The 18,174-nt window shown below is 69.3% G+C and carries 19 protein-coding genes; 10 read left to right on the top strand and 9 right to left on the bottom strand.

Annotated features, from left to right (window positions below):
• Positions 1-119: 119 nt before the first annotated feature.
• The 5 genes from ACWCP0_RS27625 to ACWCP0_RS27645 all read left to right on the top strand — a co-directional run bounded on the left by ACWCP0_RS27625 (position 120) and on the right by ACWCP0_RS27645 (position 4,052).
• Positions 120-590 carry a hypothetical protein gene (locus tag ACWCP0_RS27625; protein WP_451081481.1) on the top strand — a complete coding sequence of 157 codons (471 nt, stop codon included), beginning with the start codon at positions 120-122 and terminating at the stop codon, positions 588-590.
• Between the two features lie 271 nt (positions 591-861).
• Entirely contained in the window at positions 862-1,185 is a 324-nt protein-coding gene (locus ACWCP0_RS27630; protein ID WP_451081482.1) for a cation transporter dimerization domain-containing protein, read from the top strand.
• 275 nt (positions 1,186-1,460) lie between these two features.
• Positions 1,461-2,258: a hypothetical protein gene (locus ACWCP0_RS27635; protein WP_451081483.1), complete on the top strand. Its 798-nt coding sequence runs from the start codon at positions 1,461-1,463 to the stop codon at positions 2,256-2,258.
• 137 nt (positions 2,259-2,395) lie between these two features.
• Positions 2,396-3,085, top strand: a complete 690-nt coding sequence (locus ACWCP0_RS27640) for a DivIVA domain-containing protein (RefSeq protein WP_451081484.1) — start codon at positions 2,396-2,398, stop codon at positions 3,083-3,085.
• A gap of 451 nt (positions 3,086-3,536) precedes the next feature.
• Positions 3,537-4,052 (top strand): PepSY domain-containing protein, encoded by a 516-nt coding sequence (locus ACWCP0_RS27645; protein ID WP_451081485.1) that lies wholly within the window; start codon positions 3,537-3,539, stop codon positions 4,050-4,052.
• Positions 4,053-4,376: 324 nt separating this feature from the next.
• Here the strand turns inward: ACWCP0_RS27645 and ACWCP0_RS27650 are convergent, their stop codons facing one another.
• Together ACWCP0_RS27650 and ACWCP0_RS27655 are read right to left on the bottom strand one after the other, a co-directional pair.
• Positions 4,377-4,727 carry a GNAT family N-acetyltransferase gene (locus ACWCP0_RS27650; RefSeq protein ID WP_451081486.1) on the bottom strand — a complete coding sequence of 117 codons (351 nt, stop codon included), beginning with the start codon at positions 4,725-4,727 and terminating at the stop codon, positions 4,377-4,379.
• 26 nt (positions 4,728-4,753) lie between these two features.
• A complete protein-coding gene (locus tag ACWCP0_RS27655) occupies positions 4,754-5,743 on the bottom strand; it encodes a pirin family protein (protein ID WP_451081487.1) in 990 nt (329 codons plus the stop codon).
• A 128-nt stretch (positions 5,744-5,871) separates the two neighbouring features.
• Between ACWCP0_RS27655 and ACWCP0_RS27660 the strand changes: the two genes are divergently transcribed.
• Complete coding sequence (locus ACWCP0_RS27660) at positions 5,872-6,360, top strand: carboxymuconolactone decarboxylase family protein (protein ID WP_451081488.1); 489 nt, start codon at positions 5,872-5,874, stop codon at positions 6,358-6,360.
• A gap of 136 nt (positions 6,361-6,496) precedes the next feature.
• A complete protein-coding gene (locus ACWCP0_RS27665) occupies positions 6,497-6,943 on the top strand; it encodes a nitroreductase family deazaflavin-dependent oxidoreductase (protein WP_451081489.1) in 447 nt (148 codons plus the stop codon).
• Between the two features lie 289 nt (positions 6,944-7,232).
• Here the strand turns inward: ACWCP0_RS27665 and mmsB are convergent, their stop codons facing one another.
• From mmsB to ACWCP0_RS27695, 6 genes are all read right to left on the bottom strand, one after another.
• The gene (mmsB, locus tag ACWCP0_RS27670) at positions 7,233-8,471 is read right to left on the bottom strand and encodes a multiple monosaccharide ABC transporter permease (RefSeq protein ID WP_451081490.1); all 1,239 of its coding nucleotides are present in this window, start codon (positions 8,469-8,471) and stop codon (positions 7,233-7,235) included.
• Between the two features lie 5 nt (positions 8,472-8,476).
• Positions 8,477-10,051, bottom strand: a complete 1,575-nt coding sequence (gene mmsA / locus ACWCP0_RS27675; RefSeq protein ID WP_451081491.1) for a multiple monosaccharide ABC transporter ATP-binding protein — start codon at positions 10,049-10,051, stop codon at positions 8,477-8,479.
• A 42-nt stretch (positions 10,052-10,093) separates the two neighbouring features.
• Positions 10,094-11,200, bottom strand: a complete 1,107-nt coding sequence (chvE, locus tag ACWCP0_RS27680; RefSeq protein WP_451081492.1) for a multiple monosaccharide ABC transporter substrate-binding protein — start codon at positions 11,198-11,200, stop codon at positions 10,094-10,096.
• 5 nt (positions 11,201-11,205) lie between these two features.
• Positions 11,206-12,192 carry a hypothetical protein gene (locus tag ACWCP0_RS27685; RefSeq protein ID WP_451081493.1) on the bottom strand — a complete coding sequence of 329 codons (987 nt, stop codon included), beginning with the start codon at positions 12,190-12,192 and terminating at the stop codon, positions 11,206-11,208.
• Positions 12,193-12,284: 92 nt separating this feature from the next.
• A complete protein-coding gene (locus tag ACWCP0_RS27690; protein ID WP_451081494.1) occupies positions 12,285-13,322 on the bottom strand; it encodes a zinc-dependent alcohol dehydrogenase in 1,038 nt (345 codons plus the stop codon).
• Positions 13,319-14,482, bottom strand: coding sequence for a mandelate racemase/muconate lactonizing enzyme family protein (locus ACWCP0_RS27695; protein WP_451081495.1), 1,164 nt, complete (start codon positions 14,480-14,482; stop codon positions 13,319-13,321). The genes ACWCP0_RS27690 and ACWCP0_RS27695 overlap by 4 nt, the downstream gene beginning before the upstream one ends.
• A gap of 199 nt (positions 14,483-14,681) precedes the next feature.
• Between ACWCP0_RS27695 and ACWCP0_RS27700 the strand changes: the two genes are divergently transcribed.
• Positions 14,682-15,452: an IclR family transcriptional regulator gene (locus ACWCP0_RS27700; protein WP_451081496.1), complete on the top strand. Its 771-nt coding sequence runs from the start codon at positions 14,682-14,684 to the stop codon at positions 15,450-15,452.
• Positions 15,449-16,291 carry an SMP-30/gluconolactonase/LRE family protein gene (locus tag ACWCP0_RS27705; protein WP_451081497.1) on the top strand — a complete coding sequence of 281 codons (843 nt, stop codon included), beginning with the start codon at positions 15,449-15,451 and terminating at the stop codon, positions 16,289-16,291. Before ACWCP0_RS27700 ends, ACWCP0_RS27705 begins: the two co-directional genes overlap by 4 nt.
• A gap of 175 nt (positions 16,292-16,466) precedes the next feature.
• On the opposite strand, the gene ACWCP0_RS27710 is transcribed toward ACWCP0_RS27705, so the two are convergent.
• Entirely contained in the window at positions 16,467-16,922 is a 456-nt protein-coding gene (locus ACWCP0_RS27710; RefSeq protein ID WP_451081498.1) for an Lrp/AsnC family transcriptional regulator, read from the bottom strand.
• Positions 16,923-17,130: 208 nt separating this feature from the next.
• Here ACWCP0_RS27710 and ACWCP0_RS27715 point away from each other — a divergent pair, with 208 nt between their 5' ends.
• The gene (locus tag ACWCP0_RS27715) at positions 17,131-18,153 is read left to right on the top strand and encodes an asparaginase (RefSeq protein WP_451081499.1); all 1,023 of its coding nucleotides are present in this window, start codon (positions 17,131-17,133) and stop codon (positions 18,151-18,153) included.
• Positions 18,154-18,174: the final 21 nt, after the last annotated feature.

Raw genomic sequence — 18,174 nt, forward strand, 5'->3', positions numbered from 1 at the left:
GGCCTGGGCGGCGCTGCCTTCGACGACGGTGACGACTGCGCCATCCGGTGCAGGCGACGAATGGTCAGGGCAGATGCCTGTGCCCTGGACGCGGCGTGTTCCGACGCGTCGACCTGATCGTGGGCCAGATCACCGGCCCGAGCGCGCTCGACTCCGACACCAACCCGACCACGAAGGTGGTGGCGCGGGTCGGCCCGAGCGACTGGCGCAAGCAGGGCAAGGAGTACGTCATCCGGCACACCCTGCATGACGTGGAAGGCGACCTCTACGCCAGGGTGCGCGGCACCAGCACCGACGAGGTCGAACCGCTCGCCGACGGGCTGGAGAGCCCCTGGGGCGACCTGTGGTTCTACTCGAACCCCGTTTTCGTCCACGTTCGCCGGCCCGCTGACTCCGCGCCGGCGACGGCGGCTCCTTACCTGGTCGAATGTCCGCCGGCCGAGTGTGGGCGCATCCACGCAGGACGTTGCACGAACACCCACCGAACCCGGGATATTGTCGCGGCCTCGGCTGAGCCCCTCCTGTGGGCGGCGCGGGAATCACGCGCCGCTCATAGGAGGGCCTCATTGATTGCGTTCGGCAGGAGTTGAGCCTCGGTCCCGGTCCCGCGTGTACCGAAAGCGGACCGTGGCAGGTCGACGCGTACGTCGCCAGGAGCCTCTCGGCCGTGACGTACTCACGTCAACAGGCCGCAGGAATCCCCCTCCTTGTCCGTGAACAGTCGGAGATATGCGCCTGCCGACCGTCTGCCACTCGATCGAGCGATACAGCCTTTCATGGATTCATGGATCCATGTACCGCTCGAATCGTCGCCGTGAGTGACGATCCGTCATGTGCAGACGCGAGGAGAGGGTTTTGCCCATGAGCCGGCGCAGCACCGCCGAGAATGATCACGACCACCCACACGGCGGCCACGGGCACCACCACGGCGTAAGCGAAGTGCGTGACCTGCACGTCTGGGAGCTCACCTCGGGCTACACCGCGCTGTCCGCACACATCCTCGTCACACCGACGGCGGACTGCCACACCGTGCGCCGGGCCGCCGAGCGGATGCTGCACGACCAGTACGGCATCGAACACCTCACCCTCCAGGTCGACCACGCGTCCGAGCGCGTCGGGGCCGACGTCGCACACTGCGCCGGCTCCCACGGCCGGGCCCACGTAGGCAGTGCACGCGCGTCCTAGGACACGAAGCGGCAGCGCCCTCGTTCGTCGGACGATACGAAATCCAGACAACCCCTCATATGAATTCCCGTCCCTCGGGCTTTGGTCGACAAGTCACCTTCTGACGGTTTCCCGGCATGAGTCGCGGGCATTGTCGAAAGCGATGCACGAATAGTCCCGAGGGTCCGATTCGCCCTCCCCGAGCCCGCCGCAGATGCGGCATCACGATTCAACTACCGCAACAGAGCACTACGTTCCGCGCGTGCCTCGGACAATGGGCACGGGAGGGTGCACAGATGTCTGTGACGGAATTCTTCCAACTCCTGTCGGCGGTTCCCGGATTCCGGGCATGGCTCGCCGTATCGCTCATGGCGGCCGCCACTGCTGCGGGAGCGGTCCTGGCGAACAGGGGCTCCCGGCAGGCGGCACTGATCCTGGTGATCGCCTCGGGCATGATGCTCACCACAGCCGTGGTGGACCTGCTTCCGGAAGCATGGCACGAGGGCGCCGCGGTGGGGATGCCCGTCTGGCTCTCCCTCGCGACGGCGGTGACGGCCTACCTCGTGATGACGTTCTTCACCCGCAACGGCTGCGGCTGTGACATGGAAGCGGCTGCGCAGGCGGCAGGTGCCCACGCCCCCGGCCGCCATCGCAGGCTCAAGGAGAGCGCCGGTGCGCTGTCGGTGGGTCTGGGGGCGGCAGCCGCACTGTCCACCCACCGCGTCGTCGAGGGGACCGCGCTGGCCCTGGCCTTCTCCGTCCCGGTGATCCTGATGCTCGTGGTGGCATCCGCCAGCGACGGACTGGCTCTTGCGGCCCTGCTGCGGGAGACGAAGCAGCGCCTCGCTCCCTGGCTGCTCGTGGCCTGCGTGAGCCCGGCCGTCGGCGTCCTGATGACCACCGTCCGTCCGCTCCCCGCAGCGGTCCTGCCATTCGCCCTGGCCCTGGTCGCCGGCGTCATCCTGCGCATCGCGGTCGTCGGTCTGAAGCTCGCCGCCCGGAAACGAAGCAACGGCCGGCTCTCGCGCTGGCACATCACTGCCGCGGCTGCCACCACCTTTGCGATGGGGGCCCTTCTTCTGGCCGCGCACTGACGCCCGGACGACATCTCACAGAACAGAAAGGCACCGTCGTGGGTGACGCATGTTGCAGCAATGAAGCCCTCAGAACGGAAATCGACCGAGCCGACGCCCCTTGTCGCCATCCGGAAGTCCTGGGCCGGGAAAGGCCCATGGTGACCCCCGATGACGTCCATCACAAGTGGTTCACCACCGCGCGACTGCGTGAGGGATACGACCTGGGTGAAGTCGACAGCTTTCTGCTCGACGTCGAATTCACCCTCGACCGTCTCTACCGGGACAACGCGGTGCTGCAGCAGCAGCTCGCCGCCTCCTCCTCGGCGCAGCAACTCGCCGCCTCCGACAGTCGGAGCGCGTCGCGCATCGTCGCCCTGGCGGATCAGACCGTCGGCCAGGCGATCGCCGCCGCCTGCGCCGAGGCCGGTCGCATCATCGGCGAAGCCCAGGCACGGGCCGACGTGATCGAGCGGGAAGCCACTGCCCGCGCTCAGCAGGGCACCTACGAAGCCGCCGAGCAGGCCGCGGACTTGGACAGGAAGCTCCGGGAGAAACGCTCCGAGCTGGAGTCGATGACCAGCTCCCGGCTCACCCTGGAGCGTCAACTCGCCGGGCTGCGCAGTCTGATCGACGAGTACCGCAGCCGCATGACGGTCCAACTCGACGACCAGCTCGAGGAGGTCGAGCGCCGGGCCGACGAGTATCTCGGTGCCACGGTGCCCTCGCAGCCGACCGGACTCGTCCACCATCAGGCTCCACCGGTCTGGCCCGGGCAACCACAGGTCCCCCAGCAGGGCTCGAACCATTCGGACGCCGCAGCCGACAACAGCTGGAAGACCGGGTGACCACCCGGTGCGCAACCCCCGAGGGCCTCCGTGCCGCCTCCTGACGGCATGGCAGGCCAGGGCCGACACGAGGGGTGCCGCACCACGAGGGACACCACCACCGTCCGGGAGCGCGACGGCGGCCCGGGAGTGTCGATGCACGCCTGATGCAGCAGCTCGCGCCGGTCATCTCGGCGGCGCGAGCTGGGCCCCTGCGGTCCGGGCGGGGAGTCGTGTGGGGGATTCCTTGGGGCTGATCGGGCGAAGCGGGGTGTGGGGCGACGGCCACGAGCTGCTCCGGGGAGAGGCTGGGCGCATGAGTTCTGGATCCGTGAATCCCGGCGGTCGTCTCCGTGGCCGTGTCATCGGTGTGCTGAGTGCTGTTGCCGCTTCGGCGGTCGTGGTGTGTGGATGCGGGAACAGTGGGGAGGGTGAATCCTCCGCCGCGGCGCCGACTGCTCCGGCGCAGTCGGTGGGACAGCAGACGACCGGGGGCCTCAACGAGGAGCAGACGGCGCGGAAGGATCTGCTCAGCGCCGTGAAGATCGGATGGGACCAGGCAGCGAACACCGCACTGGCGACGGTGCAAGGCGCCAAGTTGGTCGACATCGAGTTGCAGCGCTCCGCGGGCGGAGGCCCGGAGTGGGACAGCAAGATCGCCACGGCGGACGGAACGGCCCATGAGGTGGAGGTCGACGCCGTCTCCGGACAGGTGACCCAGTCCCGGGTCGAGCCTGATCAGGACACCGAGGACAAGCAGGAACTGGCCGGCCGGCTCAGCAGCGCCAAGATCACCGCACAGCAGGCTGCCACGACCGCCACGGACCGGAAGAAGGGCACCGTGAGCGCCGTCGGACTCGAGGACTCGGACGGCGGTGCCACGATCTGGTCCGTCGACGTGGTGACGGCGAACGACTGGTACAAGACCGCGTTCGACATCGACACCGCCAACGGCGACGTCCTGCGCGAGGAGGTCGACCGGGACTGAGCCGCCGCGTCGCCGCGGCGGGAAGGGGATGCGCTCCCTCCCGCCGATGGGCGGGACAGGGGCGAGGGCCCCACCCGGTGCCTTTGAGGACGCGCCGGACAACGCACGCCAAGGCCGCCGGTCTCGCCGATCAGGCAGGGCCCCCAGCGCCCACACGGCTCGGTCGACCGCGCGGTGGGCGACCTTCGCCGCACGCCCGGCCTCGCTCGCCGCGCCCGCTCCGCTCTGACGGTACGCCCCGAGCCTGCTTCCCCACGCGACGTGAGGTGCAGGCGGGGACGCCGGCGAGAGCGCGGTCGGATGAGAGAGGTGGCGTCAGCGACGCTAGCCTTCGCGGTCAGCCAGTTCTGTTTCCAGCCACTGCAGGACGTCGGGCGTGACGGGGTCGGTGATGTCGGCGTACTCGTCGTGCTTCTTCAGGTACTTGGCCACGTAGGGGCAGGCGGGCACGATCCGCCTCCCGGAGTCGCGCACGTCGGTGAGCGCGTGGTGGACCAGCTGCGAGGCGAGGCCCTGTCCGGCGAAGGCGTCGTCGACAACGGTGTGGTAGAAGACACGCTGCACACCGCGGTCGCGGTAGGCGCTCAGGCCCGCGCGCTTGCCGTCGACCAGGATTTCGTAGCGGTGCCGGGCGTCGTTCCGCTCGACGACCGGGGTGGGGGAGGGCTGGCTCATCAGGTGCCTTTCAGGTCTGGGCCGTGTCAGCGACGGGACGGATTCTTGCGCGGCGTGATGGTGGCGTTGGGCAGGGCAGGCGCGGGAAGGCGGTCACCCGCGTATCCCTCGACGGTGCCGAAACGGTCGGAGGAGTTCTGCCAGTCCTCCCGGGCCCGGACGATGTCTTCGTGGCTGCGGCCGATGAAGTTCCACCACATGACGATCTCTTCCTCGAACGGGGTTCCGCCGAGCAGAACTGTCCGTGCCGGGTCATCCGACTCGTTCGTCAACGTCAGCGCGTCGATCCCGGCGTGGACGAAGCCCAACTCCGCCGGGCCCAGAAGGGCGCCGGCCATGTGGACGTTCCCGTGGTCGACGAGGAGGCCGTGCTCGAAGGCCGGGTCCAGAGCGAGCCTGATCGTCGCGCGCGGCTCGACGACGATCTCGGCGCCGAGCAGGGGCGTGAACGTCCTCACCGGGGACTTGTCCCCGGTGAGGGAGCCGAGGAAGACCCTGACCTCGGCCCCGTCGATGCGTACGGGCTCAGGTACGTAGTGCTGGAAGTCGCGATCCGCGTACCGGTGCTCCTCGGGCAGCGCCACCCACAGCTGGACACCGTGCAGGACCGTCGTCCGCGCGGTCGAGACCTCCGAATGGCTGATGCCGTGCCCACCCGTCATGAGGTTCAGCTCGCCCGGCCGTACGAAGGCGTGGTTGCCCATGCTGTCGCGGTGCTCGATCTCCCCGCTGAACAGCCAGCTCACGGTCTGCAGCCCGGTGTGCGGATGGGGGGCGACATCCATGCCGCCCGTCGCTGCGATGTCGTCGGGGCCGTAGTGATCGGCGAAGCACCAGGCTCCGATCAGTGACCGGGCACGCTGCGGCAGCGTGCGCCGCACGGTCATCGCCCGCGGGCCGCCCAGAGGCACGTCACGCGGAGTGAGCACGTCGACCTGCGCCACTTCCGTCCCGTGCCCGCCGTCTGCGGGCGCTCCGCAGCGCAGCTCGATGGATTCCGCTTCGACGTTGCTCACCGCGAACCGCCCTCCGCCACCAAGATGGTTTGATTTTCAACCATCATGCCCTGATCATAGAGCGGACGGCAAACCCGACCGCGTGCAGGGCGGAACAAGGGGGCCGGCGGCCCCGAAGGAGTCCCAGGTTGAGCAGCGAAACGGCAGGGTCCTCGGCCCGGCGGATCTTCATCGACAAACAGAGCCCCAAGGCGTATCACACACTGATGCAGACGTCCGAAGCGGTTCGTTCGGTCGCTGCCGACGCAGGACTCGACCGTACCGTCGTGGAACTGATCAACCTTCGTGTCTCGCAGATCAACGGCTGCGCCTACTGCCTCGACGTCCACACCAGGGCCGCTCTGCGTGGGGGAGAGACCGTGCAGCGGCTGGGGGTCCTGGCGGCCTGGCGGGACACCGAATTGTTCACGCCGGGGGAGCGTGCGGCACTCGCACTGGCGGAGGTGGTCACCGACCCCACTGACGTCACCGCGCAGGAATCCGCCTACGACGCTGCCCGCCGGACGCTCACCGACGACCAGGTCTCCGCGGTGATCTGGGTGGCGATCACCATCAACGCGTTCAACCGGGTCTCGATCATGAGCAAGCATCCGGTGCGGAACAAGCCCCAGCAGTGACCTGCCGTTCCCGCCTCGGCTCCGTGCCGGCTCACGCCTGCTGCCCGTGTCGCCAGCGCGTCTCGTTCGCCGCATGAGGGTGAGCGGGTGAGGATGGGGGAAACGAGCGGCACGACGCGCAGTCGAGGAGGATCTCATGCCTTTGGTGGGCGAGTACCAGCCGAGTCCGGAGACCTGGGTGCGTGAACAGGTCGAACTGTACGAGAGCTCCGGTGGCACCGAGGGGACCACGCTGCGCGGCAGGCCCGTGATCATTCTGACGACCCGCGGCGCGAAGAGCGGCAGGATCCGCAAATCACCGCTGATGCGCGTGGAGCACGACGGACGCTATGCCGTGGTCGCCTCATTGGGCGGTGCCCCCAAGCACCCGGTCTGGTACCACAACATCGTGGCCGATCCGAGGGTCGAGCTCCAGGACGGGCCGATGCGCCAGGACATGACCGCACGTGAGGTCACGGGCGAGGAGAAGGCCCAGTGGTGGGCTCGCGCGGTCGAGACATGGCCCGACTACGCGGAATACCAGAAGAAGACCGACAGGGAGATCCCGGTCTTCGTTCTGGAACCGGTGGCCGACGGGCACTGAGCAGGCGGGGCGCGGTGTGTCACGTGAGTGGATCTCGGCCCTCAACGATCGCGTGCCGTGGGACGTGGCGGTCCGACGAACGGCCGGTGGCCCGGATCGGCGCCCGGCTCCACGGCGGCGTAGCCGTCGATCCGCATGGCCGAAGCGATCCGGGCAGGGACGTGCACGTGCTGCCGGTGCGCGGCACCCGGTCACAGGTGCCGCGCTGTTCCGGTACCTCCGGAGAGCCCGACGACGAACAGGGCCGCTACGTTCGCGCCGGGCCCCATCCCTCATCGGGCGTCGAAGGTTACGAACCGACCTTGCGCTTGTTCCACACGTCGAAGCCGACCGCCGCCAGCAGCACCAGGCCCTTGATGACCTGCTGCCAGTCGGTGCCGATCCCGACAAGGTTCATGCCGTTGTTGAGCACGCCGAGCACGAGGCCGCCGATGATGGCGCCCAGTACCGTGCCGACGCCGCCGCTCATCGACGCTCCGCCGATGAACGAGGCGGCGATCGCCTCCAGTTCGAAGTTGATGCCGGCCTTGGGCGAGGCGGCGTTGAACCGGGCGGCGAAGACCAGTCCGGCCAGCGCCGCGAGCATTCCCATGTTGAGGAAGACGGCGAAGGTGACCTTCCTGTCCTTGACGCCGGACAGCTTGGCGGCGGGCAGGTTGCCGCCGACCGCGTACACATGGCGCCCGATGACCGCGTTGCGCATCACATAGCCGAAGCCGACCAGTAGCGCGGCGAGGATCAGCAGCACCACCGGGGCGCCCTTGTAGCTGGCCAGCAGCAGCGTGAAGACCAGGACCGCGGCGATCAGCGCGCCCAGCTTCACGGCGAAGAGCCCGGCGGGCGGCACCTCCAGTGCGTACTCCTGCTGGCGCCGGCGGTCGCGCACCTCCTGCCACACGACGAAGACCATCAGGGCCAGGCCCAGCAGCAGTGTCAGATTGTGGTAGTTGGTGCTCGGCCCGACCTCCGGAAGGAAGCCGTTGGAGACCGTCTGCAGCCCGTCCGGGAAGGGCCCGATCGTCTGGCCCTTGAGGAAGATCTCGGTGAGACCGCGGAAGAGCAGCATTCCGGCGAGGGTCACGATGAACGACGGAATGCCGAGATACGCGATGAAGAAGCCCTGCATCGCACCTGCTGCCGCCCCGAGCAGGAGCACCAGCACCACCGCCAGCGGCCACGCCATCCTGTGCTCGACCATCAGCACCGCTGCCACCGAACCGACGAACGCGGTGAGCGAGCCGACCGACAGGTCGATATGGCCCGAGATGATGACGATCATCATGCCGATCGCCAGGATCAGGATGTAGCTGTTCTGCAGGACCAGGTTGGAGACATTGCGCGGCAGCAGCAGATCGCCGCCGGTCCAGACCGCGAACAGGGCCACGATCAGGCCGAGGGCGATCAGCATGCCGTACTGCCGCGTATTGCCGCGCAGCCCGTCGAGGATCAGGCGGCCGACGCCGGGGCCCGGTCCCGACCGGCTGCCGGCCGGGTCGGCCTCGGTCTCGGCCGTGAGATTGGCGCTCATGGGTGCTACCCCTCGTTCCTGTCGTTCTGGGAAACGTGAGAGACGGTGTCCTTGGTCATGTGCCGCATCAGCAACTCCTGGGTCGCCCCGGCGCGGGCCACCTCACCGGTGAGCCGGCCGGCGGCCATGGTGTAGATGCGGTCGCACATGCCGAGCAGCTCGGGGAGTTCCGAGGAGATGAAGAGGACTGCCTTGCCCTGGGCGGCCAGCCGGTCGACGACCGTGTAGATCTCGTACTTGGCGCCCACGTCGATGCCGCGGGTCGGCTCGTCCAGGATCAGGACATCGGGGCCCGCGAAGATCCACTTGCTGAGGACGACCTTCTGCTGGTTGCCGCCCGAGAGCTTGCCGACCGGCTCGAAGACGGTCGGAGCCTTGATGTTCATGGTCCGGCGGTAGCCCTCGGAGACCCTGCGCTCCTCGTGCTCGTCGACGATGCCGCGCCGGGCGACCTTGGACAGCGCGCTCAGCGAGACATTGCGGTTGATGGTGTCGATCAGATTGAGGCCGTAGCGCTTGCGGTCCTCCGTGACGTACGCGATCCCGTGCCCGACCGCCTCGGGAACGGTACGGGTACGGATCTCCACGCCGTCCTTGAGGACCGTGCCGCCCCCGTACCGCCCGTAGCTGCGCCCGAACACGCTCATCGCCAACTCGGTGCGGCCGGCGCCCATCAGGCCCGCGATGCCGACGATCTCCCCGCGCCGTACGTTCAGCGAGACTCCGTCGACGACCCTGCGGTGCTGGTCGATCGGGTGGTGCACGGTCCAGTCCCGGATCTCCAGCGCCGGTGCCGCACCGGTCTCCGCCTGGTGCGGGGTGCGCTCGGGGAAGCGGTGGTCCAGGTCGCGGCCCACCATGCCGCGGATGATCCGCTCCTCGGTGGTCTCCGGGGCCTTCACATCGAGGGTCTCGATGGAGCGGCCGTCCCGGATGATGGTCACCGAGTCCGCGATCCGGGCGATCTCGTTGAGCTTGTGCGAGATGATGATCGAGGTGATGCCCTGGCTCTTCAACTCCTCGATCAGATCGAGGAGTTTGCCGCTGTCCTCATCGTTGAGCGCGGCGGTCGGTTCGTCCAGGATCAGCAGCTTCACCTCCTTGGAGAGCGCCTTGGCGATCTCCACCAGCTGCTGCTTGCCGACGCCGATGTCGGCGACCCGGGTCTGCGGATGCTCGTCCAGGCCCACCCGCCGCATCAGCGCGGCGGCGTGCCGGAGCGTCTTGTGCCAGCTGATCACGCCTCGCGTGGCGTGCTCGTTGCCGAGGAAGATGTTCTCCGCGATGGAGAGATACGGCACCAGGGCGAGCTCCTGGTGGATGATCACGATGCCGCGCTTCTCGCTCGCCCCGATGTCCCTGAACCGGCACGGCTCACCCTGGAAGAGGATCTCCCCCTCGTAACTGCCGTGCGGATGGACGCCGCTGAGGACCTTCATCAGCGTCGACTTGCCGGCGCCGTTCTCCCCGCAGATGGCGTGTACCTCGCCCGCGCGGACGGTCAGGGAGACGTCGGACAGCGCCTTGACGCCGGGAAAGGTCTTGATGATCGAACGCATTTCCAGGACGGGTCCCGCCATGGGCGTGCCTACCAATCTCCTTGGAGTGCGGAAAGTTCTTGGCTAGTCGAGGTCGCTCGCCTTGATGTAGCCCGAGTCGACCAGCACGCTCTGGTAGTTGCTCTTGTCGACGTTCACCGGGTCCAGGAGGAAGGCCGGCACGACCTTCTTCTCGTTGTTGTACGTCTTGGTGTCGTTGACCTCGGGCTTCCTGCCCTCGAGCAGCGCATTGACCATCTGCGCCGCGACCTTGGCCAGCTCGCGCGTGTCCTTGTAGACGGTCTGGGTCTGCTCGCCCGCGATGATCGACTTCACCGAGGCGACCTCGGCGTCCTGCCCCGTCACGATGGGCAGCGGCTTGCTCGCGCTGCCGTAGTCGTCGGACTTCAGCGCCGACAGGATGCCGATGGAGATGCCGTCGTACGGCGAGAGGACCGCGTCCACCCGGTCCTTGGCGTACGAGGAAGTGAGCAGGTCGTCCATGCGCTTCTGGGCGGTGCCGCCGTCCCAGCGCAGGGTGGTCACCTGGTTGAGCCGGGTCTGGCCGGACTTGACGACCAGCTGCTTCTTGTCGATGTACGGCTGCAGGACGTTCATGGCGCCCTGGAAGAAGTAGCGGGTGTTGTTGTCGTCGTTCGAGCCGGCGAACAGCTCGATGTTGAAGGGGCCCTTCTCGCTGCCGTCCTTCAGGCCCAGCTTGTCGACGAGGTAGCCGCCCTGGAGCTCGCCGACCTTCTCGTTGTCGAAGGAGGCGTAGTAGTCGACGTTCGGCGAGCCGAGGATCAGACGGTCGTAGGAGATCACGGGGATCTTGGCGTCCGCCGCCTGCTGCAGGACATTGGCGAGTGCCCGGCCGTCGATGGCCGCGACCACCAGGGCGTCCACTCCCTGGGTGATCATGTTCTCGATCTGCGAGACCTGCTGGTCCGGGTCGTCCTCGCCGTACTGGAGCGTGGTCTTGTACCCGTACTTCTCCAGGCTGGTGACCATGTTCTTGCCGTCGGCGATCCAGCGTTCGGAGGACTTGGTGGGCATGGCGATGCCGACGTTGAGGTCCTTGGCGTCCTTCTCCTCCTTGCTGCCGCCCGCGCTGCTCTGACCGCAGGCGGCGAGGGCGAGCGCGAGACAGGTCGCGAGGGCGGTGGCGGTGGCGGCTCTGCGGATTGGCATGATCATCAGTCCTTGTCGGTCTCGTGGGTGGTGTCCGGGAAGCGGTTCAGGGGGCCCGGCAGCCGGGATCCGAGCGGCGACATTCCGCCGTCCGCGCCGTGCCGGGCGAGCAGATCGAGGGCGAGCCGGCCGCGGCGCACCCGTTCGCGGGCGGTCGCCAGCACGGTCTCGCGCAGATGCAGGCCGGACGGATAGATCGAGGGTGCCTTCGCCAGCCCGAACTTCAGATACAGCGGGGCGCCGCGGCGGATCAGCTCGGCGACCTCGTACATCCGGACGTAGCCGCCCAGGTCGTCGGGTGCCTCGATGTACAAGTCCATCGGCGCGGCACTGACCCGGCGGATCTCGGTGAGGTGGGCGAGCGGCAGGTCGCTCGGCACATTCACCGAGTCGGCGCCCAGGCGCTCGTGGACGGCGTACGCCGCCGGGTTGACCGGGCCGATCAGGGCCGAGACCTTGAGCGTGGTGTCCGCGGGGATGATCCCCCGACGCCGTGCCTGGTGCAGCGTCCACAGCACGCCCTCGTCCGCCACCAGCAGGCACTGCACGCCCAGTTCGGTGGCGCGGACGGCGTCCTCCACACAGCCGGCAACGGCGTCGTGGCCGCGGGCGCGCAGACCGCCGCCGCGCGAGTCGGTACGTACCGAGCCGCCGATGTCCCAGGTGCCGCGCGGGCCGGTGAACAGGCAGAGCTCGATGTCGCGTTCGGCCGCCGCGTCCACCATCTCGGTGATCTCGGCGTCGGTGAGCATCCAGATGCCGCTGCCCTGGCTGATGCGGTGGATCGGCACATCGAGCCGCGTGGATTCCTTGAGGACCGCGTCCAGTGCCTCCGGTCCCTCCACGGAGGGAACCTCGGTACGCCAGCTGCCTCCGTCGGGGAAGGAGTGCGGGGAGGCATCGGCGGGGGAGAGCGCGGGGGTGCCGAGGCCGAGGGAGGCGAGCGCGTGTTCGCCGGGGCGGCGGGGAGTGGAAGGGGGAGCGTCGGTCACGGGCAGTCCTTCATGTTCGATATTTCGGACGCGGTTCGAGTCTGTGGAGGTGCGCCGGCACGGGCGGTCAGGCGCTCGTACCGGCGCGCGGATCAGGGCCGCAGAAGTACCTTGCCGACCTTGGGATCGCCGGATCCCACCAGCTCGATCGCGTGCGGGAACTCGGCGAGCGGCAGCTCGTGGGTGACCAGGGGAGCGAGGTCGAGCAGGCCTGCCCCGAAGGCCCGCACCGCGTGGGACCAGGCGGCGGGTGGCGCGCCGAAGACGGTGTGCACGGACAGGCGGTGGGTGACGAGTGATGCCGGATCAAGGCCGAGGGCTCCGGGCGCGGGGATGCCGGTCAGGACGACCCGCCCGCCACGCCGGGCGAACCTCACGGCGGCGCGGGCGGAGCCGGCCGCCCCGGCGGCCTCCACCACCAGATCGCACCCCCCGGCGACGTGGAAGCCGGCCAAGTCCTCCGGTTCGGCCACCGGAGTGGCTCCGAACTTCCGTGCGAGATCGGCACGTTCACGCCTCGGCTCCACCACGTACAGCTCGGCGGGGGACGAGGCGGCCAGCAGCTGGACGGCGATCAGCCCAAGGGCGCCTGCGCCGATCACGGCGACGCGCTCACCCGGCCGCGGTCGCGCCACGAGCGCGGCGGCCGCCACGCACGCAGCGGGCTCCAGGAGGGCAGCGGCCGTCAGATCGGCGTCATCCGGCAGCGCGTGCAGCAGCCGTGCCGGAAGGGTCAGCGTCGGCGCCATCGCGCCCGGCCGGGTGAACCCGGTCTCCTCGTATCCGGCCGTGCACAGCGTGGTCTCCCCGGCGTGGCAGCGGTCGCACACCTGGCAGTTGCGGAAGCCCTCCCCGACCACCTTCCTGCCGACGAGTTCCGGCGGCACCCCGGCGCCGACCGCGGTGACGGTGCCGGACCACTCGTGGCCGGGGGTGACCGGGTAACGCACATAGCCCTCGGGCCGGTTGCCCTGGTACATCTCGCGGTCGCTGCCGCAGATGCCGCTCGCGTGCACGCGGACGAGGGCCTCCCCGGGTCCGGGCGGGGCCGGCTCGTGAGGGACGAGCCGGTGCTGTCCGGGTGCGTCGAGTACGACGGCGTGCCCCGCTCCGCTCGGCGCGCCCGTCATCGGCTGCCGCCTCGCGACGGATCGCGCTGCTCCCAGCCGTCCGCCCACAGGTCGAAGCGGGCCTGCTGCTGCGGGAACTCGGCCGCGGCGTCCGTGTCGAGCTCGACGCCGAGGCCCGGCGCGTCCGACAGTTGGAAGTAGCCGTCCACCACCTGCGGAGCTCCCTTCACCACCTTCTTGATCTCCGCGTCCGCGAAGTCGTTGAAGTGCTCGAGGATCTTGAAGTTCGGGGTGCTGAACCCCACGTGGAGCGAGGCGGCGGTGAGCACCGGGCCGCCGACGTTGTGCGGGGCGACCAGCATGTAGTGGGTCTCCGCGGTCGCGGCCAGCTTCCGGGTCTCCCAGATGCCGCCGAGGTGGCCCACGTCCGGCTGGATGATGTCGGCGGCCTGGCTCTCGAACAGCTCGCGGAACTCGATCCGGTCATGGATGCGTTCACCCGTCGCCACCGGGATGTCCACCTTCGCGGCGACCTTCTCCAGCGCCTTGAGATTCTCCGGCGGTACCGGCTCCTCCAGCCAGGCCGGACGGAACGGCGCCAGCTCCCCGGCCAGCCGGATGGCCGTGGCCGGCGAGAACCGGCCGTGCATCTCCAGCATCAGCTCGGCGTCCGGCCCGATGGCGTCCCGTACCGCCTCGATCAGAGAGATCGCATACAGAGTGTCCTGGTGCGACAGCTCGAAATGCCCCGTACCGAACGGATCGATCTTCAGCGCCTGGTATCCATGCTCGATCACCGCGCGGGCGGCCCTGTGGTACGACTCCGGGGTCCGCTCGGTCGTGTACCAGCCGTTGGCGTAGGCCTTGACCTTGTCGGTCACCTTGCCGCCGAGCAGCTGCCAGACCGGCACCCCGAGCGCCTTGCCCTTGATGTCCCAGCAGGCCATCTCGATCACCGCGATGCCCGACATCACGATCTCGCCGGCCCGCCCGTAGTCGCCGTACTTCATGCGGCGTACGAGGTCCTCCACCGCGAACGGGTCGGAGCCGGCGATGTGGTTGGCCTCGGCCTCACGGAGATAGCCGATCAGCGCGTCGGTGCGGCCGAGCATGCGGGTCTCGCCGACACCTGTGAGTCCCTCGTCGGTGTGCACGAGCACATAGGTGAGATTGCGCCAGGGGGTCCCGACGACGTGAGTGCTGATTCCCGTGATACGCACGGCAGTTGTCCCCAGAGTCTGTTCGATATTTCGTCACACGTTCGAAATGTAGGCGTGACCGTAAGCGGCTGTTCCGGGAGGTGTCAATGGTCCGCGCGGCCATTGCCCGGTGAACAGAGCTGTGGTTAGCCTGTGTTCGCGATACCGGTCACTGGCCGGAATTTCGAACACCAAGAGCGATGAGGGTGGGTGGACGGCCATGGGACGCCTCGTTCCCGCGGTGAGCCGGGCGCTGGACATACTCGAGCTGTTCCTGTCGAGCGACGGAACACTCTCCGCACCGGAAGTCATCCGCAAGCTCCAACTCCCGCGCACCACCGTGCACGAGCTGCTCACCACACTGACGGCGCGCAACTACCTGATGCCCGTCCCCGAACAGCCCGGCCGCTACCGCCTCGGCGTCCGCACCTACCAGCTCGGCAGCCGGTACGCGGAACAGCTCGACCTCGCCGCCGAGGGCCGGCAGGTGGCCCGCGAGGTCGCCGAGACCTGCGACGAGACCGTCCACGTCGCGCTCCTCGAGGACACCGACGTCATCTACATCGCCAAGGTGGACTCCACCCATGCGGTCCGTATGGTCTCGGCCGCCGGCCGCAGGCTCCCCGCGCACTGCACCGCCGTCGGGAAGATGCTGCTCGCCTCCTTGCCCCCGGCCGAGCTCGACAGCCGCATCGAGGGGCGCGAACTGGTCGCGATGACCCCCGGGAGCATCACCGATCCCGACGCGCTGCGCGTGGCTCTCGACGCGATCCGCGAGCGGGGCGTCGCCATCGAACACCAGGAGTCCAACCCGGACGTGAGCTGTGTCGCCGCACCTGTACGCGACAGTGCGGGCCGGGTCGTCGCCGCGCTCTCCGTCTCCGTCCCCATGATCCGGTGGAGCGAGGAGCGCGAGACCGAGCTCGCCGAGCTGGCCGCGAAGGGCGCCGCCGACCTCTCCGTACGGCTCGGCCACCGGGGCACCCGATGAGGGCCGAGGTCGCGGTCCGCGAGCAGGCCGAACTGGGCGAGGGCCCCACCTGGGACCTGGCCGCCCAGCGGCTGATCTGGGTGGACATCCTCGGCTCGCGCGTCCACACCTACGTCCCGGGGAACGGCCACCGCGCCGTCATGGCCACCGAGCAGCACGTCGGTGCGGCGAAGCCGCTGGCCGGCGGCGGGCTGGTGGTGAATCTGAGGGACGGCATCGGCCGGTACGACAAGGACGGGGCGTTCTCCTGGCTGCTGCACGACCCCGTACCGGGCCGCCGCGGCAACGACGCGGCCGTCGCTCCCGACGGCGCGCTGTGGGCGGGCACGATGCGCTACGACGAGGCGCCCGGCGGCGGCAACCTGATCCGCCTTGCCCCCGACGGGACCGCCGACGAGATGCTCCCCGAGGTGACGGTCAGCAACGGCATCGGCTGGAGCCCGGACGGCACGCTCATGTACTACATCGACAGCCCCACCCGCCGGATCGACGTCTGCCCGACCGGAGCCGAACTCGCCACCCACCGGCGCCCGTTTGCGGCCGTCGAGCCCGCCGCCGGCGTCCCCGACGGACTCACGGTCGACGCGGACGGCTGTGTCTGGGTCGCCCTCTGGGACGGCGCCCAGATCCGCCGGTACACCCCGCGCGGTGACCTGGACCGCACCATCGAACTCCCCGTGCGGCGCCCGACGGCCTGCGTCTTCGGCGGCCCCGACCTCCGTGACCTCTACATCACCACGGCCCGCACCGGCCTGACCCGTCCGCACCCGCTCTCCGGCTCCCTGCTGGTGCTGCGGGACGCGGGCGAGGGGCTGCCCGGCGCTCCCTTCGGGGGCTGACCACGCGTCGTACACGGGTCCACCTGCTGACCACGCACCCCATGCCGCACCGCTAATCCGCACCGATCGGCTTCGGCGACGGCCGCAGGTTCAGTCGCCCCATCGGGCCGGCGACGGAGCGGGCGCCTGTGAGGCAGGGCGCGATGGACGACACACCGCGCCCGGCGGGGCAGCGTCAGCCGTCCACCGGCAGACCGCGCGACTCCTTGATCCGCTTCATGATGATCTGTGAGTTGACCTCGGTGACGCCGGACAGCGCGGTCAGCTTCTCGATCCACAGCCGCTCGTACGCATGCAGATCCGCCACCGCGATGCGCAGCAGACATCCCGGACTGCCGAAGAGCCGGTGAGCCTCGATGACGTCGGGGATGTCCTGGAGGGCGGCCTCGAACGCCTCGACCACACCACGGTCGCGCTTGACCTCGATGGAGACGAGGACTTCGAAGCTCCGGCCGACCGCCTCCGGGTCGATGATCGCCCGATAGCCCTGGATCACCCCGTCCTGCTCCAGTTGCCGGACGCGGCGCATGCACGGTGAGGGGGTGAGGCCCACTCGCTGGGCCAGTTCCTGGTTGCTCAGCCGTCCATCGTTCTGAAGCTCGCGCAAGATTTCCCGGTCGATCTCATCCATCGCGCAATTATCCACCATGCCCTCGGCCGCAGGCGTGGGAATTGGCGATCAAATTGCGACGAATGACCCATATCATTGCCGTCGACTGCTCCGGCCACCCCCGGATCAGCCATGGGGCGCAGCCCGGCCGGGGCCACGAGCGAGGCCGGGCCGCGTGCCCCGGTCGGATTCGCCGCCTCACCTGCGGCACGGACGAGGAGTGGGCACTGTGGGACGGATCGTCGTCATCAGCACCGGTGGAACGATAGCCAGCCGCTGGCAGGGTTCGGGTTTCGCCGCCGACGCGCACGGCCGGGAAGTCATGGCGACCGCCGCGGTGCCCGAAGGCGTCACCATCGAGGTCGTCGACCTCTTCAGCGTGAACAGCCCCCGCCTCACCACCGCCCACCAGCTCACCCTGCTGCGCACGGTGCACGAGGTGCTCGCCGACCCCGGGGTGGACGGCATCGTCGTCACCCATGGCACCGACACCCTGGAGGAGTCGGCGTTCCTGGTCGACCTTCACCACGACGACCCCCGTCCGGTGGTCTTCACCGGCGCCCAGCTTCCCCTCGACGCGGCCGACGGCGACGGACCGGGGAACCTCCACGACGCGCTGCTGACCGCCGCCACGACGCGGGGTCTCGGCGTGGTGGTCGCCTTCGACGGCAAGGTGCACCCGGCCCGCGGCACCGTCAAGACGCAGACGCTCGCCCGCGACGCCTTCGGTGACCCGTCCGGCGCCCGTATCGGGAACGTCGGCTTCGGGCGCGTCTCCGTGCTGCGGCATCCACGGCGCCCCGCCGCGCTCGCGCTGCCCGGTATGCCCGACACCCCGCCCCGCGTCGACATGGTGATGCACCATGCCGACGCCGACCCGCTGCTGCTGAACGCGGCCGTGGACGCCGGGGCCCAGGGACTCGTCCTCGTGGCCACCGGCGCGGGCAACGCGACCCCCGAGATGGTCGAGGCCGTCGCCTCTGCAGGCGCCCGCGGTGTGCTCGTCGCCCTGACCACCCGGGTCCAGGCCGGACCTGTCGCCGAGCTCTACACCCATGGCGGCGCGGTCGACCTCGTGGCCGCGGGAGCCGTGCCGACCGGCACGTTGCGCGCCGGCCAGGCCCGGATCGCCGTGCTCGCCGCCCTGCTCGCCTCCACCGATCCGAGGGAGCGGGACCGGGTGCTGCGGCACGCGCTCGGCGAGGCCGTGTCCGCCGACGCCGACCCGGCGGTCCGGCTCGTCCAGACGTAAGGCCTCGTCCGGACTCCAGGC

The organism is Streptomyces sp. NPDC001970 (assembly GCF_053594115.1).

Excerpts from the sequence above, each read along its gene's own strand:
- ACWCP0_RS27630 (WP_451081482.1), top strand. The coding sequence starts at position 862 with ATGAGCCGGCGCAGCACCGCCGAGAATGATCACGACCACCCACACGGC.
- ACWCP0_RS27635 (WP_451081483.1), top strand. The coding sequence starts at position 1,461 with ATGTCTGTGACGGAATTCTTCCAACTCCTGTCGGCGGTTCCCGGATTC.
- ACWCP0_RS27640 (WP_451081484.1), top strand. The coding sequence starts at position 2,396 with ATGGTGACCCCCGATGACGTCCATCACAAGTGGTTCACCACCGCGCGA.
- ACWCP0_RS27650 (WP_451081486.1), bottom strand. The coding sequence starts at position 4,727 with ATGAGCCAGCCCTCCCCCACCCCGGTCGTCGAGCGGAACGACGCCCGG.
- ACWCP0_RS27665 (WP_451081489.1), top strand. The coding sequence starts at position 6,497 with ATGCCTTTGGTGGGCGAGTACCAGCCGAGTCCGGAGACCTGGGTGCGT.
- mmsB (WP_451081490.1), bottom strand. The coding sequence starts at position 8,471 with ATGAGCGCCAATCTCACGGCCGAGACCGAGGCCGACCCGGCCGGCAGC.
- mmsA (WP_451081491.1), bottom strand. The coding sequence starts at position 10,051 with ATGGCGGGACCCGTCCTGGAAATGCGTTCGATCATCAAGACCTTTCCC.
- chvE (WP_451081492.1), bottom strand. The coding sequence starts at position 11,200 with ATGCCAATCCGCAGAGCCGCCACCGCCACCGCCCTCGCGACCTGTCTC.
- ACWCP0_RS27690 (WP_451081494.1), bottom strand. The coding sequence starts at position 13,322 with ATGACGGGCGCGCCGAGCGGAGCGGGGCACGCCGTCGTACTCGACGCA.
- ACWCP0_RS27700 (WP_451081496.1), top strand. The coding sequence starts at position 14,682 with ATGGGACGCCTCGTTCCCGCGGTGAGCCGGGCGCTGGACATACTCGAG.
- ACWCP0_RS27705 (WP_451081497.1), top strand. The coding sequence starts at position 15,449 with ATGAGGGCCGAGGTCGCGGTCCGCGAGCAGGCCGAACTGGGCGAGGGC.
- ACWCP0_RS27710 (WP_451081498.1), bottom strand. The coding sequence starts at position 16,922 with ATGGATGAGATCGACCGGGAAATCTTGCGCGAGCTTCAGAACGATGGA.